The sequence below is a fragment of the Psychrobacter sp. JB385 genome (genome assembly GCF_900163785.1).
Lineage (GTDB): Bacteria > Pseudomonadota > Gammaproteobacteria > Pseudomonadales > Moraxellaceae > Psychrobacter.
On record NZ_FUKN01000013.1, the window covers coordinates 648,925 to 666,508 of the forward strand.

The 17,584-nt window shown below is 42.5% G+C and carries 18 protein-coding genes; 9 read left to right on the plus strand and 9 right to left on the minus strand.

What is annotated here, in order from left to right; translation table 11 throughout:
• The first annotated feature begins 46 nt into the window (after positions 1-46).
• The 5 genes from CZ794_RS09985 (at position 47) to CZ794_RS14000 (ending at position 5,055) form a co-directional block, all read left to right on the plus strand.
• The gene (locus CZ794_RS09985; RefSeq protein ID WP_087041441.1) at positions 47-1,678 is read left to right on the plus strand and encodes an MFS transporter; all 1,632 of its coding nucleotides are present in this window, start codon (positions 47-49) and stop codon (positions 1,676-1,678) included.
• 95 nt (positions 1,679-1,773) lie between these two features.
• Entirely contained in the window at positions 1,774-2,634 is an 861-nt protein-coding gene (prmC, locus tag CZ794_RS09990) for a peptide chain release factor N(5)-glutamine methyltransferase (protein WP_373407919.1), read from the plus strand.
• Between the two features lie 65 nt (positions 2,635-2,699).
• Positions 2,700-3,500, plus strand: a complete 801-nt coding sequence (locus tag CZ794_RS09995) for a HesA/MoeB/ThiF family protein (RefSeq protein ID WP_087041443.1) — start codon at positions 2,700-2,702, stop codon at positions 3,498-3,500.
• A gap of 47 nt (positions 3,501-3,547) precedes the next feature.
• The gene (locus tag CZ794_RS10000; protein ID WP_087041444.1) at positions 3,548-4,897 is read left to right on the plus strand and encodes an AarF/ABC1/UbiB kinase family protein; all 1,350 of its coding nucleotides are present in this window, start codon (positions 3,548-3,550) and stop codon (positions 4,895-4,897) included.
• Positions 4,898-4,923: 26 nt separating this feature from the next.
• A complete protein-coding gene (locus CZ794_RS14000; protein WP_256958937.1) occupies positions 4,924-5,055 on the plus strand; it encodes a hypothetical protein in 132 nt (43 codons plus the stop codon).
• 17 nt (positions 5,056-5,072) lie between these two features.
• On the opposite strand, the gene CZ794_RS10005 is transcribed toward CZ794_RS14000, so the two are convergent.
• Positions 5,073-5,561, minus strand: a complete 489-nt coding sequence (locus CZ794_RS10005) for an Lrp/AsnC family transcriptional regulator (RefSeq protein ID WP_087041445.1) — start codon at positions 5,559-5,561, stop codon at positions 5,073-5,075.
• A gap of 218 nt (positions 5,562-5,779) precedes the next feature.
• Here CZ794_RS10005 and leuA point away from each other — a divergent pair, with 218 nt between their 5' ends.
• Entirely contained in the window at positions 5,780-7,564 is a 1,785-nt protein-coding gene (gene leuA, locus CZ794_RS10010; protein ID WP_087041446.1) for a 2-isopropylmalate synthase, read from the plus strand.
• Positions 7,565-7,812: 248 nt separating this feature from the next.
• Positions 7,813-8,436 carry a hypothetical protein gene (locus CZ794_RS10015; protein WP_087041447.1) on the plus strand — a complete coding sequence of 208 codons (624 nt, stop codon included), beginning with the start codon at positions 7,813-7,815 and terminating at the stop codon, positions 8,434-8,436.
• A gap of 106 nt (positions 8,437-8,542) precedes the next feature.
• On the opposite strand, the gene accC is transcribed toward CZ794_RS10015, so the two are convergent.
• The 5 genes from accC to CZ794_RS10040 form a co-directional block, all read right to left on the minus strand.
• The gene (gene accC, locus CZ794_RS10020) at positions 8,543-9,898 is read right to left on the minus strand and encodes an acetyl-CoA carboxylase biotin carboxylase subunit (RefSeq protein ID WP_087041448.1); all 1,356 of its coding nucleotides are present in this window, start codon (positions 9,896-9,898) and stop codon (positions 8,543-8,545) included.
• A gap of 158 nt (positions 9,899-10,056) precedes the next feature.
• On the minus strand, positions 10,057-10,491 hold the full coding sequence (accB, locus tag CZ794_RS10025) for an acetyl-CoA carboxylase biotin carboxyl carrier protein (protein ID WP_087041449.1): 435 nt from the start codon (positions 10,489-10,491) through the stop codon (positions 10,057-10,059).
• A 255-nt stretch (positions 10,492-10,746) separates the two neighbouring features.
• Entirely contained in the window at positions 10,747-12,114 is a 1,368-nt protein-coding gene (locus tag CZ794_RS10030) for an MATE family efflux transporter (protein WP_087041450.1), read from the minus strand.
• 290 nt (positions 12,115-12,404) lie between these two features.
• Positions 12,405-13,445 (minus strand): hypothetical protein, encoded by a 1,041-nt coding sequence (locus CZ794_RS10035; RefSeq protein ID WP_087041451.1) that lies wholly within the window; start codon positions 13,443-13,445, stop codon positions 12,405-12,407.
• Between the two features lie 139 nt (positions 13,446-13,584).
• Positions 13,585-14,082, minus strand: coding sequence for an EVE domain-containing protein (locus tag CZ794_RS10040; protein ID WP_087041452.1), 498 nt, complete (start codon positions 14,080-14,082; stop codon positions 13,585-13,587).
• 356 nt (positions 14,083-14,438) lie between these two features.
• On the opposite strand from CZ794_RS10040, the gene hemW reads away from it, so the two are divergent.
• Positions 14,439-15,761, plus strand: coding sequence for a radical SAM family heme chaperone HemW (gene hemW, locus CZ794_RS10045; RefSeq protein ID WP_087041671.1), 1,323 nt, complete (start codon positions 14,439-14,441; stop codon positions 15,759-15,761).
• A gap of 124 nt (positions 15,762-15,885) precedes the next feature.
• Here the strand turns inward: hemW and CZ794_RS10050 are convergent, their stop codons facing one another.
• The gene (locus tag CZ794_RS10050) at positions 15,886-16,026 is read right to left on the minus strand and encodes an entericidin A/B family lipoprotein (protein WP_087041453.1); all 141 of its coding nucleotides are present in this window, start codon (positions 16,024-16,026) and stop codon (positions 15,886-15,888) included.
• A 252-nt stretch (positions 16,027-16,278) separates the two neighbouring features.
• Here CZ794_RS10050 and CZ794_RS10055 point away from each other — a divergent pair, with 252 nt between their 5' ends.
• Positions 16,279-16,839, plus strand: coding sequence for a tRNA (cytidine(34)-2'-O)-methyltransferase (locus tag CZ794_RS10055; protein WP_087041454.1), 561 nt, complete (start codon positions 16,279-16,281; stop codon positions 16,837-16,839).
• Between the two features lie 69 nt (positions 16,840-16,908).
• Here CZ794_RS10055 and CZ794_RS10060 read toward each other — a convergent pair whose 3' ends face one another.
• Both CZ794_RS10060 and CZ794_RS10065 read right to left on the minus strand, forming a co-directional pair.
• Positions 16,909-17,238 carry a TusE/DsrC/DsvC family sulfur relay protein gene (locus CZ794_RS10060; protein ID WP_373407920.1) on the minus strand — a complete coding sequence of 110 codons (330 nt, stop codon included), beginning with the start codon at positions 17,236-17,238 and terminating at the stop codon, positions 16,909-16,911.
• A gap of 14 nt (positions 17,239-17,252) precedes the next feature.
• On the minus strand, positions 17,253-17,582 hold the full coding sequence (locus tag CZ794_RS10065; RefSeq protein ID WP_087041456.1) for a hypothetical protein: 330 nt from the start codon (positions 17,580-17,582) through the stop codon (positions 17,253-17,255).
• Positions 17,583-17,584 lie beyond the last annotated feature (2 nt).

The window sequence follows — 17,584 nt, forward strand, 5'->3', positions numbered from 1 at the left end:
AAATTGTGCACGGTTGTGTTCTTCGTTTTAAATGTAGTGAGTCATTATGTCTGCTGTCAAATCTTCTCCGCCCAATCAGCCCGTTGCCAAAAAATCATGGGGAGAGGCAGCAAAAGCCTATCTCGATCGCCGCGCTATTATTATGTTATTTTTGGGCTTTGTCGCCGGCATTCCAATTCTGCTTATTTTTTCAAGTCTATCCTTGTGGTTACGGGAAGCCGGTATCGATCGTAGCGTAGTGACAATGTTTAGTTGGGCGGCCTTGGGATATTCGTTCAAATTTATCTGGGCGCCTTTGGTTGATGCCGTGCCATTGCCTATATTGACTAGACTATTAGGTCGCCGTCGTAGTTGGATATTAGTTGCTCAGCTATTGATTATTCTAGCTATTTGTTTGATGGCTAGTGTCAACCCAATTGACGAAAGTAGCTTGATTTGGATGGCAGTTGGTGCCGTATTGCTTGGGTTCTCTTCTGCCACTCAAGATATTGTGGTTGATGCTTATCGTATTGAGCTTGCACCGCCTAGTCTGCAATCTGTCTTATCAGCGATGTATACGGCTGGCTATCGCTTAGGTATGATTGTCGCAGGTGCAGGCGCGCTATATCTAGCCGACTATTTTGGTTCTACAGAAGCGCTTTATAGTTATGAAGCGTGGCGTAACACCTATTGGATCATGGCGGGTGTGATGGGGATTGGTGTAGTGACCACGCTGATTATTCGTGAGCCAGTGAGTGAGCAGGTGCGTGTACCTCGTCAGACCTCAGATTACACGCGTTTGGTCCTCGTATTTGCCTTATCGGTCATTGGCTTTGTCCTAGTATTTGCCAATATGGGTGCCATACTGCCTGAAACTGAGAGTGCGTTAATTGGCTTCTTAATTGAGATTGTACATCTGACATTGAGTTTGGCGACAGCATTAGTCATTGGTTATGTGCTAGTTAAAGTAGGGCTGGTTAAAGAAGAGGTAGCAAGAGCTACTTGGATCGAGCCGATTGCAGATTTCTTTCGTCGTTATGGCAAAAAGGCATTGTTACTGCTGGCACTAATTGGCCTATATCGCATCTCCGATATCGTCGCTGGTGTAATCTCAAACGTCTTTTATCTTGATATGGGTTTTAGCAAGACAGACATTGCCAATGCGGTGAAGCTCGTAGGTGTCATCATGGTAATTGCTGGTGGCTTTCTGGGCGGCTTAATGGCGCAACGGCTACGTATGATGCAAGCAATGATGGTTGGTGCAGTTTTGGCGTGTGTGACCAATTTATTGTTTGTGCTATTGACCTACCATCAAGGTAGCTTACCTGTCATGTATTTGGCGGTGATTTTTGATAACTTGGCAGCAGGTCTTGCCAGTGCTGTATTCATTGCTTTCTTGTCAGCACTGACGTCGATTCGTTTTACTGCGGTACAATATGCGATATTTTCGTCACTGATGACCTTATTGCCTAAAGTCTTGGGTGGTTATTCAGGGACTATCGTGGATAACATGGGCTATCCGTTTTTCTTTATCTTTACCTTTGCCATTGGTTTGCCAATCTTGATTTTAATCTATTTGGTCGATAAACACATTGTCATTGGTGATAATGACGATATCTATGGCGATAATGAGGATAAGTTGACGAAGGCAAATCCAAACCTGACCGATACCAATGAGCCACCGCGTGCGTCAGAATAGCCTAAGCATCAATTTTAAACTTGTTTAGTGATAGTCCTTTTTTGTTAGCCGCATCTTTTTATTAATCGTACGTTTAAGAGTTATTTATGACATCAATGACTGTTCGTCAAATAAAGCAGCAGATTGGACAACTGACGAATGGTAATACGAGCAGTCAGATTCCATCGTTTTGGCTAACCGATTGGCTGCTACATGTCATTGATAAGCCAGCGCTGTTTTTGATTACGGATGAAAGCTATGCGCTGACAGAGGATGAACAAAAACAGTTCAACGCTGGTGTCATGAAGATGCAGCAAGGAATACCACTTGCTTATCTAACGGGTCAACAAGCCTTTTGGTCACTGAACTTTACGGTTAATGAGCACACGCTGATTCCCAGACCCGATACTGAGATCATGATTGAGCAAATGCTGAATTGGATAAATGCCCAGCCAACATCGCCATTTACTAAACGCTTACTAGATTTGGGTACAGGGTCAGGTTGTATTGCTATCAGTCTTGCTCACGAGTTAAAAAAGGATAACTGGCAAGTGGTTGCCGTTGATTTATCAGCAGCGGCACTTGAGGTTGCACGGCATAATGCGCTTATCAATAAGGTAGGCAATATCGAATTTATACAAAGTAGCTGGTATGACAAGCTTTCGACGTCTGACCAGCTGTTATTCGATGTCATCGTATCTAATCCTCCTTATATAGACGAAGCAGATGAGCATCTAGCACAATTAAAGGCTGAACCTATCAGTGCGCTCAGTGCGCCCAATCACGGTTTGGCTGATATCGAACATATTATTCAGCAAGCACCAGACTATTTGCGTGCAGATGGACTACTGGCTATCGAACACGGTTTCGATCAAGGAGTTGCTGTCCGTCAACTGTTTGCAAACAATGGCTTTAAGTCTGTAATAACGGTGCAAGATTATGGCGGTAATGATCGCGTGACGCTTGGCCACATCTAGTCATATCAATTTTATTCAGTTGGACCCATTTATTGTCATTGGTTTTTTAATTATAGGTTTTAATAATGGATAGGGCGCACTCATTAGAGACAGAGCAGTTATCAGACGAAGAGCTACTGGTTTATGCGCGTCAAATACTGCTTGATGGCTGGGACATTGATGCTCAGCTGCGGTTAAAGTCTGCACGTATCGTCATCATTGGAGCAGGCGGGCTAGGTTGTCCAGCTTCTGAAACGTTAGTACGTGCAGGTATTGGACAGGTTTATCTCATTGACGATGATGTGATTGAGGCAAGCAATCTACAACGGCAAACCTTGTTTTTACCTGATGATATCAATAAGCCTAAAGCGCTAACAGCAGCGCAGATGCTCGAGCGCATTAATCCTTTGATAAGCGTAAAAAGTACGATAGCAAGATTGAGCGAAGACAATGCTTATGAATTGCTCGATATGGCTTCTGGTAAGCCAGACTTATTACTAGACTGTACTGATAACTTTGCGACTCGTGACGTCATTAATCGCATTAGCGTACGCTATCAGATTCCGTTATTGTCTGCGTCAGCGATTGCGATGCAAGGGCAATTGGCTTTGTTCGAACCGCATTTAGATACAGGGTGTTATCACTGTGTGTTTGGCTCAGTGGTAGATGAGATAGAAGCAGATGAACGTACGTGTGCCAATTCAGGTGTGCTTGCCAGTACAACGGCTATTATGGGCAACTTACAAGCCAATGCTGCTTTGCAGTATTTAGGATTAACCAAAAATCCACTGACAAATAAACTGTTATTGTGGGATGGTAGCCGAATGCAGCAACGGCTCATGGGCTATCGCAAAGATCCAGAGTGTCCTGTCTGTAGCAGTCATTAATCTTTGTCTATCCTCAAATATCCTTTTTATTACCACAGTTGTTTTTTATGAAAATTCATCGTCCCCATTTATTGAAACACACTTTCAATGTTGTTAATCGTGTTCGCCAAACGGCGAGCGTGGCTGGTCTTTCTGCACTAAGAGTTGTAAAAGGTGAGAAACCCGATGCTATGCTGCTAAAAGAAACTTTTGAGCAGCTAGGTACGACTTATATTAAAATTGGTCAATTCATTGCCAGTACGCCGTCGTTGTTTCCTCGCGATTATGTGACTGCGTTTCAAAGCTGCTTGGATCAAACCACGCCATTGTCTTATGCTTATATTGAGCAAGTCTTAAAGGAAGAGCTGGCAGCCGATGGTATGACACTTGATGAGCTGTTTGCTCATATTGAACCAAAGCCGCTGGCCTCAGCTTCTATTGCGCAAGTGCATGCTGCACGTCTACATAATGGTGACGAGGTGGTATTAAAGGTACAAAAGCCTGGCGTAGAGACCATCATGCAAACAGACTTGGGTGTCTTGCATGGGGTGACTAAGTTGCTTGAGCTACTCATGCCCTCTATGAAGTTTGCTAGTATTGCGCCGATTATCGATGAAATCCGTCTGCGTATGCTGGCCGAAACAGATTTTATCGCGGAAGCACAAAACATTCGTGATTTTCAGCAGTTTTTAGTGATATCTGGCAACACCCGTGTGACGGCGCCAGAAGTATATGAGACACTGACGACGAAGCGTGTGCTCACAATGAGCCGTTTATATGGTGTCTCTATGGTAGATGAATCACTGATGCGTCAGTACTGCGCTGATCCTGCCCAAGTCATGGCAGATACCTTAAATACATGGTTTGCCAGTCTCATGTTATGCAATAGTTTCCACGCTGATCTGCATGCTGGCAACTTAATGCTGTTAACCGATGGCCGTATTGGCTTCTTAGATTTTGGTATTGTCGGTAAATTAAAAGCGGAAAGCTGGCGTGCGTGTATGGGTATGATGCAAGCGATGCAAGACAACGATTATCAAGCAATGGCACGTCATATGATTGATATGGAGATGACACATGGTGGAAATCAGGTTGATGTAGTAAGCCTAGGGGATGATCTACAGCGTATGATGAAAACCATCATGGCAGAAGACAAAGCCTTTACCAGCGGTGTTCCTTTTAATAGTAAAGAGCAAGCAGATGAGCTCAATACCATGATGCTTGAGATTGTTGAAGTGGGTAAGCGTCATGGTATTCACTTTCCTCGTGATTTTGCTCTATTGACCAAGCAAATGCTGTATTTCGATCGTTTTATGCGCACGCTTGCTCCTGACATGGATATGTTTAGCGATCAGCGAGTGCAAATGCTTGGACAAGTGGAGAATGAAGCCGCGACAACACGTACCTTAAATCATTAATTGATTCTTATTTTTTACCCGATATTATGACGCAGCTATCGTTTTCAACGACGATGGTAGGGTGGTTGGCTCCAATTAATGACATTGGTTACTTTATCGATGGGCCTATTGCCATGTTTGTGTCTCAACGCGCTACATGGCAAGCAATGACAGCATAATGCGCGCTTAGGATAGCCTACACCACACTACGGCTAAATACTTCTCTCAGCTCAAAACTGGTATGGACTTGGGCAACGCCTTCAATACGATTTAACCTGTGCAATAAGAACTCCTCGTAATGTGCCATATCGCGTACCCGAACTTTAATCAGATAGTCTTCGGTACGACCAGTGACGATACTACAGCTCACTACCTCATCAAAACTTTGTACTTTAGATTCAAATTGTTCGAAACGCTCTGCTGTGTGGCGATCCATACTGATAGCGATAAACACCGCCAGTGGGTAACCAATTTTTTGTGCATCTGTTTTGGTATGATAGCCTGTGATAATGCCTGCATCTTCTAAGCGCTTAATACGGCGTGCACAGGGAGTCGCTGAAAGATTGACCCGTTCAGCAAGCTCAGTAATACTCATTCGAGCTTGCGTCTGTAATAAACGTAATAAGTGCTTGTCGGTATCGTCTAAATCGACTAATAAAGCAGTGTCTGAATAATGGCTTGTCATAAATTACTGCCTATCTAGAGATTTAATCTAATTATAACGAGAAATTTGGGTTTTTTCACTAAAATAACGTAAAAATGCATGAAAAAAAGCGGATTTCTGTAGCTCAAACTTTGCTATTATAATGACAGATACAGTGGTTATCTCGTATGATACATAACGCTTTAATAAAAAACTGTCCAATTAAATATATAAAATCTCATATCATCTAAGGATTGATTATGTCTAACCCAGCCACCAGCACCGTTGCCAAAGCGACCACCAAAATGACACCAAAAAGTGCCGCTTTTGATTTCCGTAAATATCGTCCATTTGCTTTTGCACCATCGTTACCAGATCGTACTTGGCCAAGCAAAACAATCGAGAAATCACCAATATGGGCAAGTGTGGATCTGCGTGATGGCAATCAGGCACTGATTGATCCGATGACTATTGAACAAAAAATGCGTTTTTTTAACACGCTAGTAGAGGTTGGGTTTAAAGAAATTGAAATTGGCTTTCCATCAGCGGCGCAAGTTGAATTTGATTTTGCGCGCAAACTTATCGAAGAAAATCATGTACCAGACGATGTAACCTTGCAAGTTTTGGTTCAGGCGCGTGAGCATCTGATCGCTCGTACCTTTGAATCATTGAAAGGCGCAAAACGTGCGGTGGTCCATGTTTATAACTCAACCAGTCGCGTACAACGTGAAAAAGTGTATGCCAAAAACAAAGACGATATTAAAGAAATCGCTATCACTGGTGCTAAGCTATTAAAAGAGTATGCAGCAAAATATCCTGAGACAGAGTGGGTGTTTCAATATTCACCAGAAAGCTTTAGCCAAACAGAAACTGAGTATGCCGTAGAGGTGTGTGACGCAGTCTGTGACATTTGGCAGCCGCAGCAAGGACAAGAGGTGATTCTTAACTTACCAGCGACGGTTGAAGCCTCAATGCCAAACGTTTTTGCTGACCAAGTTGAGTATTTCTGCCGCAATCTTGTCCATCGTGAGCATGTCATTGTCAGCTTGCACACGCATAATGACCGTGGTTGTGCCGTGGCTGCTGCTGAACTTGGTGTCCTTGCTGGTGCTGACCGTATTGAAGGGACGCTATTAGGTAATGGTGAACGTACAGGTAACATGGATATCATGGTAATGGCCATGAACTTGTTTAGTCAGGGCATCGATCCTGAGCTTGATTTTAGTAACATGAGCGAAATTGTACAGGTGGTGAGTGAATGTAATAACTTGCCTTTACATCCGCGCCATCCATATGTGGGTGAATTGGTGTTTACCGCTTTTAGTGGCTCACATCAAGATGCCATCAAAAAGTCGCTTGATTATAATGAAAAGCATCAAGACGAGACCGACAATGTTTGGGATGTGGCTTACTTGCCAATTGATCCGGCGCATATTGGTCGTAGTTATCAAGATGTGGTACGCATCAATAGCCAATCTGGTAAAGGCGGCGTCGCTTACATCTTGCAGCGTAACTATGGATTTAACTTACCACGTTGGATGCAAATTGACTTTAGCGGTGTGGTACAAAAACAAGCTGAGGCCGTAGCGCGCGAATTGCAGAATGATGAGATTTTGCAGACTTTTGAAGACACATATCTACAGCAGGGCAAGTTTGAGCTACTCGATTATAGTGTCAATAATAAAGGTGGCGAGGTTTACTTTAATGGTCAAGTACAAATGAACGGCGATATCATCAATATCGATGGTACTGGCAACGGGCCATTGTCATCTTTCATCAACGGCCTTGCACAGCACACTGGCAAATCACTTCACATCATCAATTATGCTGAGCATGCAATCAATCCGCAGCACAATAATGGTAATGGGATTGATGATGATACCAACCGAGACAATAAGACCAATGCAAACGCTGCCGCTTATATTCAATTAAATGTAGATGGCGATGTTTATTCAGGCATCGGTACTTGTAGTAGCACAGTATCGGCAATGCTTAAAGGCGCATTATCTGCCTTTGCTCAAGCAGTAGGCACTGCCGCTGCCTAACCGCTATTATTATAATGGTATTGACCATATGTATTAATGACCTCATCGCTCCTTGTTATAAGCAAGCCTGCGATGGGGTTATTTTTTATACTATAAAAGCGTTAGGATTCTAATGTAGAGCCTTACAATGATGCATTATTTTAGCGTGTGCTAAGTCATCATCAATAGCATAATGTTACTTGTGTTTTTGGTGTCTAAGACTTACGCTAATGTATATAACGCATATTATTATAAATAAAAGGTCAATTATGGAACCTATATCATTTGCTTCATTTTCATTAGCAGCTTTGCTGGCTTCATTGCCAGCGAATGGTGAAGTTATTAGTAAGCCAACGATTACTACTCATATCAGTCCTGCCATCGCTGGACAGTGGGAGATAGACTTAAACAGCGAGATCACCATGACAAAAGAGGCTAAAGCCAGACAGGCTGCTGCCTTAGTCGATGGACAGAACGCTGGGATAGATGAGCCTAAAATAATGGCAGGATCAGAGGGCGGTATTCTGACCCAAGATGAAAAGCGGGCACTCAATATTCAATCAAATCCTAACAAAAACTTGGTCGCCTCTACTAAAGCTCCCAATCAATGTCGCGAGCTATACAATTTTGCAGCAGATAATGAGGTATGGACTGTCAGTGGTAAAGAATTGACATACGGTCGCTATCTCATCACACATCGTGAAGAGGGTCTACCTATTATCGCTATTAAAACTATCTATGATAATAACGAAGTAGACTGTTCTGGTAATAAAATTGATCAAACGGATGAAGCGTTGATTGCATTTGTGAATCATGATGGCAACCAAATGCAGTGGTGTGCCGACCCTGATGGTAATGAGTGCTTTATGAACTTTAATAGGATATTACCTTGATTAGCTGTATTAATTGCCTTTGAGTTTCATGAATGGTCATAATAAAAAACCGCTATTTAACATAGCGGTTTTTTCTTTTAAAGCACTATACTTTTCAATGCTAGAATTATTTTTTAGCTTTGTTCGCTGTTAGTAGCTCTCTTTCAAGATAGTGAATATTTTGAGCTTCATTGACAAAATTATCATCTGCTAAAATCACGTCACGATGTAGAGGAATGTTGGTTTTAATACCTTCAATGACCAACTCATCAAGAGCATGCAACGTTTTAGATACCGCTTGCCGACGCGTTTGACCGTGACAAATAAGTTTACCAATCAACGAGTCATAATAAGTCGGTATTTCGTAGCCAGGGTACAGGTGTGAATCAAAACGAACGCCTGCGCCACTTGGGGCAAACAATTGACTTACTGTACCAGGGCAAGGAACAAAAGTTGCGGCATCTTCAGCATTGATACGGCACTCAATCGCATGTCCTTGAATCTCAATCTCGCTTTGACGATAAGACAATCCATAACCAGCAGCAATTTTAAGCTGTTCGACGACCACATCGATACCTGTAATCATTTCGGTAACAGGGTGCTCAACCTGAACACGAGTGTTCATCTCGATGAAGAAAAACTCATTATTTTCGAATAAAAATTCGAAAGTACCTGCGCCGCGGTATTTCACCAGCTCACAAGCTTTTACGCAAGCTTTTAAGATGGGTTCACGTACATCATCAGGGATATCAGGAGCAGGGGCTTCTTCTAATACTTTTTGGTGACGGCGTTGTAGCGAGCAGTCACGATCGTATAAATGAATCGCGTTACCGTTACCATCGCCCAATACCTGTACTTCTACATGGCGCGGGTTTTGTAAATAACGCTCCATATAGACGGTATCATCACCAAACCACAACTCTGCTTCTTGTTTGGCAGCTTGTACTTGACCGACGATATCTTCAAAACGTTCAACCACACGCATACCGCGACCGCCGCCGCCAGAAGCTGCTTTAATCAACAAAGGAAAACCAATATTGCGTGCTTGCTCTTCAGCATTATGAAGCGTGACAGCGCCCACAGAACCAGGCACAGTCGGTACGCCTGCTTTTTTCATCGCGTTAATTGCTGATACTTTATTACCCATCAAGCGAATATGATCAGCGTTAGGGCCAACGAAGGTCAGGCCTGCCTCTTCAACTCGTTCAGCAAACTCAGCATTCTCTGATAAAAAGCCGTAGCCTGGGTGAATGGCATCTGCGCCAGTGATTTCAGCTGCGGTCAAAATGGTATTGATATCAAGATAACTCTGACTGGCGTTAGGTTTGCCAATGCAGATTGCCTCGTCAACAAAGCGCAAATGCATTAAGTTTGCATCAGCTGTGGAATAGACACCTACAGTTTCTATTCCAAGAGCTTTACAAGCTCGAACGATACGCAGGGCAATCTCACCTCTATTGGCGATGAGCAGTTTTTTTATCATGGGTTCATCCTTGTCGAAGCGGCATTCATTGATAGAGTCGCTAACTTAGGCATACTTAAAGTAAAATGCGCTTAGTATAAGACAATCCAAATTAGATCATCCTAAAGAAGATAGCGAATCCTCTATCATCATGAGATAAAGTATGGCAAAAATAGTCGTTAAGCTTTGTAGCGTACGACAGGCTGACCAAACTGTACCACTTCTGAGTTATTCACTAAGATTTCGTCAATGACACCACTTTGAGTCGCCTCAAGAGGATTCATGATTTTCATCGCTTCAATGATTCCTAGGGTGTCACCAGCCTGTACCTTTTGTCCAACCTTTACAAATGGCGGATCATTAGGACTAGGGGCTGAATAATAAACACCTACCATTGGCGATGTCTCAACACTACCAGCTTTTACAGCTGCAGGAGCAGCTTCAGCAGTGATAGGTGCACCTGCAGCTGCGGTAGGCGCAGCCATCATCGTTGGCGCAGGCGCATCATAGTGACGAGTCAAACTGATATGCTCATCATCTGAGCTGACTTCTAAATTAACCAGTTCACTTTCTTCCATAAGGGCGATCAGGGTGCGTATTTTTTCAATATCCATAGTTTTAATTTTGCCTTGTACCAAAGTCGAGAAATAGTGTAACTAAATATTGTGTAGATAATTGCTAATGATACCTATATTCTGTTCAATGAGCAATCGATGTACAGTTGTTAACTGAGTTTTTTTACATATTATGACGTAAGCTATCGTGCGCGTAAGAAAATACTAACGATTTATCATAGTCTATGTGACCTCATAGCGCCAGTAAATATCATTAGAAGCTATGTTTAGATGTTTAGATAAATCGAAATATGATCAACCCCATAAAGCTCTCAGACGTCTTTGTTGATATCGTAGTCTGAGTGTGAGTAAGACAGATGACAAAACTAGACCAGTAATCAATGCCATCCAAAATCCTTGTGCACCAACATCAGTGAAGCGCACCAAATAAATCCCTAGTGGTAGCGCCACTAACCAATAACAAAATAGCGTGACCAACATGGGTACGGCAGTGTCTTGCATACCGCGCAATATCCCTGCGACATTTACTTGCCAGCCATCAAAGAGCTGATAAGCGAGCGCAAAAATAAGCAGGTGCATAGATTGAACCATTACGGCTGGATTGTCAGTAAAGGCCGCCGCCAATTGTGGTCTAAATAACCATATTCCAATCATACAAACAATGGCAATCAGCACTGTCCAAACAAGACCAGTGGCTTGCACTTGACGCAGCGCCACCATGTTCTTTTCACCGAAGCGATTGGATACCATGATGGTTAAGGCCATCGCGACTGATATGGGTATCATGAACAATTGCGAGGTGACAGACAATGCCACTTGATGCGACGCGGTTGCCAGCTCGCCCAGTGGGCTGATGACTAGTGCGCCCAAACTAAATAAACTGGCTTCAAAAAATATCGATATGCCGATAGGAATACCAAGTTTAAGAAGCTTTTTGATCTGTTTGCGATTAGGACTGGCAAACGCATAAAAAAAGCGAGTACTAGCAAATTGTTTACGCTTAGTGAAACTGGTATAAGTCGCCAGTAGTAATACGTTTATCCATAAAACCAAGGCAGTTGCAACCCCGCAACCGGCGCCGCCAAGCTCAGGCATTCCAAATAAGCCATGGATAAAAATATAGTTAAGAGGAATATCGGCCAGCAAACCAATGATACTAATGACCGTCACAGGCTCAGGTCGACCAAGTGCTTCGCAATAACTGCGTAGAACCGCATAGACAGCCAAAGCAGGGAAGCCAAAGGAGACACCATGCAAATACTGTGTGGCAATTGGCTGAATATTCTCAGGTACGCCCATGATGCCAAGTACATTGGGTGCCAAATTGACAACAATAAAACCGATGATACCAAGAACACCCGCGGTCCATAAAGATTGCTGGGTGATATGTGGTACTTGACTGTGCTGATCTTTACCTATCGCTTCGCCAATCAGCGGTGTGGTTGCGATTAAAATACCAGAAGCCAATAAAAACAGGGGAAGCCAGATGCCAGATCCAACAGCCACAGCTGCTAAATCAAGTGCAGAGACTTGGCCTGCCATGATGGCATCTACAACACCGAGCGCTGCTTGGCAAAATTGAGTAATTAAAATAGGAAGCGCAAGCACGCCTAAGCGGAAGCTGTAGCTTTTAAAGTCTTTAAAAGATAATGGAAAAACCATAGTGAGCAACTTGTTATTCTTTGTGGTCGTCATTGCTGATGAGCAAATATGGTCATCGACAAATCAATAGCGGACAGTAAGACAGAAGTTGTGCCAATGATAATAATTTGATAAACAGTAGGAGCAAGCCTATTAGGGGCAAAGTCTGAAAATAAAATGAAAGGCACAAAAATGAAAATAACCCGTCAATTCAAAAAGTGAATAGACAGGTTATAAGTAAACAAGATGGTAAAGAAGCTAGGCTATGATGTCAACGTTAAAGAAGCGTTTGTTATCACTAAAATATTAGCTTATAAAGATTCTGGTAAATCTTGTACCACTGCTTGATAGCCGATCAGTACATTATTTGCATCAAATGCTTGTACGACAATCGCGTAGTTAATTGATTTGTCAGAAATAACAGGCGCAAACTGAGTTTCAAGATTATTCAATACCAGATTTTGTACATAGCCATTAGCACCCGATTCTGCTTTGTTGACGTCGATTTGACTGATTAATACGTGCTGAGTATTAGCAGGATTTTTCCAAATGACGGTTTTCTGATTGCCGTTACCGACGATATCGAGGTTCATTTGACCAAATTCATAGTCTAGAGGGTAGGTTCTAAAATTGGAACGATCACTAATGGTATAAGTCACATTACAATTGTTTTCGCCACTCGATAGCGTTTTGCCGCCCAATCCGTCTTGATATTCAAAGCTGCCTTTCCACGGTGAGCCTGCTTCTTTTTCTTCAAAACTACCAGCAAAGGTAGTGAGCAAGTTTGGTGTCTCTATCCCTAACTCATTAACATACTTAATATCCAAAAACTCTAAGGTATCGAGACTGCCTGTCACTTTACCAGCGATATAATTATCGACTTTTAGGGCTGAATTTATACCCAAGCTGTTATTTTCTTGGCAAGCTTGCTGCTGATAGCTAATGCTACCGTCAACACTGCCAACGCCATCTTTACTGATGTCGAAATATATGGCGCCAATATCAGTATCGTTGTCATCACCATCGTTGAGTTCAACGAAGTGTCCAACATACAGACCACCACGTCCACCCTCTGGTGTTAGCTTATCTAAGAAATTATCTAAGGATTCTTCTGGCAAAAACACTGACTTTAAAATCTCAGCCATAGATTTTTCGTCATCGCTGAGTTTGTCTTCAACTTCTTTATATTTTTCTTTTACTTTGTCTTCCACACGATCATATTCGTCTTTTACCTGATCTTCTATGCGGTCGTATTCTTCTTTGGCCTTATCGCCATCACTACCACAAGCACTGAGCGTCAAGCTGAGCATACTGAGGGTTAGGGCAGACAATAGCAGTTTGGGTGTGCTCATAACTAAATCCTAGCGTTGTGATATGACGGTCATAAAAAAGGGTAAACAAATAAAAATTTATGCTCGCCAATATAGCAAATTTATACAGCTTATACGTGCATAAGTGTTAACTTACAACATAAAATTTTTTATATTACCCTCACAGATAGACGTTGGCCTCGTCTGGCAGTACGCCAAGAGTCTCTGCCATAGACATAATGGCGTGCCAATGTTTTGGCTCAAGTGGAATAATAGTAAGCTGCTCACACCCTTTTTTTAGGAGTAAAGAATCTTCAAGTGCTGGCAAAAATTTAAGCTCTGATAAAGGTAAAATATCTGTAAAAGCCAACTCAAAAGTCACTTCTACCATGTACCAGCGCGGCGTGTCTTCAGTGGCCAGTGGATCGTAATGGCGATGTTCAGGATGAAACTGGCTGGGATCAGGGAATCCAGCTTTGCTAATAGTCATGATGCCAGCCACGCCTGATGGTTTGGCACTAGAATGATAAAAGATAACCTTATCACCAACACGCATATCATCGCGCATAAAATTGCGAGCACGGTAGTTACGAACGCCATCCCAGTCGTCTGTCTCTAATCGCTCTAAATCTGTAATGCCAAAGAATTTTGGGTTGGATTTCATTAGCCAATAAGCCATGTGTTTTATCCTTATACTATTATCAAATCATTGTTATTAAATTATTGTTACGAAAGCTTTATTTGTAGTCGATACGCTCAAAAAACAATATGGGGCAGTTTTATTAATGGTCACTTACAACATAGACTGTATATCTTGTAGCAAAGTTATTTTTAGTTTTATGGTTACGTGGCTTTTCTTTGTATCATCTAGCCGTTATCCTAGCGCTACTTTTTGCTGATAACAGCAGCCACCTATTGATACAGACTTTTTTGCAGATAGCTTCTTCACAGATACCTTTATTAAAGAACCCTTCGTTTATGCCAAATACTCAATCTGCTCATTTCTCAAGTAGCAACAGACCTTTTAATGATTCTATGGTGAGCGTATGGGACGTAAAAGCCATTCCGCTAGCCCTATATATTCACATACCGTGGTGCGTCAAAAAATGCCCTTATTGTGACTTTAATTCACACGAGCTGCCAGAAGATTCTCAGCTGTCCATGTACGATGAATACGTAGATGCGCTGTTGCTGGATGCTCGATTACAACAGTCACTGACGCAAGAGCGTCAAATTAGCTCGATATTTATAGGCGGGGGTACCCCATCATTGCTACCAATTGACCAGTATCAGCGTTTATTTTCTGGTTTACGTCAGATTTTTAGATTTGCTGATGACATTGAGGTGACGATGGAAGCCAATCCCGGTACGCTTGAGCATGCACCTTTTGTTGAATATCTGAATGTAGGCATTAATCGCTTATCCATTGGGGTGCAAAGCTTTGCCGCTGATAAACTGAAAACGCTTGGTCGTATCCATGATCCTGTACAGGCACTATCAGCAATCCGTGCCGCTCGTGCCGCAGGGTTTGAGAGAGTCAATGTGGATTTGATGCATGGGTTACCGCAGCAAACGATGGATGAAGCATTGACCGATATTCGTATGGCGCATACAGCAGGCGCTACCCATATTTCTTGGTATCAATTAACCATTGAGCCCAACACGGTGTTTTATCGCAGTCAGCCTATTTTGCCAGATGAAGACAATTTGGCTGATATTGAGCAAGCTGGTCAAGCGCTCTTGGAGGACTTGGGCTATAGCAATTATGAAGTCTCAGCTTGGGCGGGCGCGTCAGACAAGCCGTGCCGTCACAATGTTAACTATTGGCAGTTTGGTGATTACCTCGCGATTGGCGCTGGCGCACATGGCAAGGTAACGGTTGGTCATGTAGGCGCAAACCCAAGTGAAAGTGAGTCATGTTCTTTAGAAGAAGACAGTAAGTCAGAAAATAATTTGCTAGAAGCATCTGGTATTTACCGTTTTAGTAAGTCGCGCTTGCCTAAAGATTATATGTTTAAAAATGATGCGTTTGACAGTCATGATACTGCTAGCCTTGAGGCTAAAGATTTACCAGTAACTGAGTATTCGTGCCTTCATCAACGTGCTCCAAAAATGGTTGGTTGGCAAAAGATTGCCAGTGACGAGCTGGTCAGTGAATTTATGCTGAATGTACTACGTTTGCATGGCGGGGTAGCGTGGTCATTGTTTGAAGCCAGAACGGGTCTTAGTTATGATGACATTGCTGTGCAAGTGAAAAATCTGATCGCGCAAGGGCTACTGGTAGACAGTACTGAGAGGCTACAGCCGAGCGCATTAGGACAGCGTTATTTAAATCAGATATTACGAGCATTTTTGTGATCGTGAATTTTAACAATCAGATTATTAACCAACCTCTTGAAACTGAAATCTTATAAAACAGGCCAATAAAAAAAGGCTTATCAAATCAATGATAAGCCTTTTAGATCATCTAAGTAGTTAACACTTAGATTTTATTTTGTACTTCTTGTGCACTACCAGTTACAGCATTGCCAGCACTTGATACGTCTTGGCCTACACCTTTAAGAGTGTTACAACCAGTTAGAACAAACATAGCAGCTAAAGATGCGATAATTACTTTTTTCATAATAGTATCCTCAAAAATGGTTTTTTATAAATAATCACAGTGACCTAAACATCTGCTTAAACTTCACTGAGAAGGTAATGAATAAAATGATAATGTATAAAGATTATCTCGCTATCCGTTACCGACATAATAGTGAAAGTTAAAAACGCTGCACAGTATCAAAATGTAATTATCGCTAGTAAACTGTAACTTTCCATTACATACCATATATAAGCGCAAACAACAGTTTGCTTTGATTACTTCAGGAGTTTTATGACCATTCATATTGTACTGGTAGCCCCTAAAATGCCCAGTAACACAGGCAATATTATCCGCTTATGTGCAAATACTGGCGCACAGTTACATTTGGTGAAACCTTTAGGGTTTGAGCTTGAGGATAAAAAGCTACGCCGTGCTGGCTTGGATTACCATGAGTATGCGCATCTGCAAGTACATGATGATTGGATCATGGCAAGACAGGCGTTGCAAGCTGCAAATTGTCAAACGATTACCGCCCTGACCACCAAGCTGAGTAAGCCATTTTATGACTATGATTTTAGCGGACAGCGAGGCACTAAGGAGGCAGAAAAAGACTCAATGCCTAGTATTGCTCTGGTGTTTGGATCTGAAACCGCAGGATTGGCTGACGATATTCGTGAAGACATCGGCGCGGATAATTGGCTAAGATTGCCGATGCTTGCTGATTCACGCAGTTTGAATTTGTCGAATAGCGTGGCAATATGCTTGTATGAAATATGGCGCCAGCAGGGCTTCTCTGGGGATGAGGGCCGCAGTATTGGCTATGAGACATTGACTGTTTATGACCCAAAATAACGCTCTGTTGATTGGATGACTAAATATCATGTCCTATATCTCTAGACGCGCATAGTAATGCCCCATCCTTTATAAACAGTTGGGCGGCTTGGGTAGACCAGCCAAGCGATTGACATGGCGAGCAACCAACCCTGTATTAAATAACTGCTGAAGTTTTTGGTTGCTAATATCATGGGTTGGCAGCGTTTTTTGTAGCCATTTAATGAGCGGGCGTGTGGCGGGCGCGTGATTGAACTTATCAAAAAACGCTCGCACCTGTTGTAGGATTTGCAAATGCTCATTCTCTAACACCACATCCAAGGTATCAGCAAGTTGCTGCGCAATCGCAGGCGTCCAAATAGTATGGTCACATAAATGACCATCTTGATCCAATGCCACGTTACTCAAATCGTGAGTCATACTACTGTCGTTATTCATAAAGCAATCGTCACCACTTTTTCAAATTGACGGTTTTGGGTTAGATTGACCCAGTCTAGATCTGTCAACAAACCATTTAATTTGGCATCTAAATTGAGCTTAGCACTGGTATCGGGGGTTAGCTGAGCCACATCATCTGCTAGCGCATAGATGCCAGCAATACCCTGTATCTCGCTCTCTTCTAAATGAGCCTTAAACCAATCGATAAAAGCGATGGTTGAGCCAAGCAATATCACGCTGTCACCTGCGTGCCATGTGCGCGCCATCTCTTCGGTGGCGTGACTGAGCGTATCCATTGTACTGTGTAACTGATATAAGGTTGCCATAA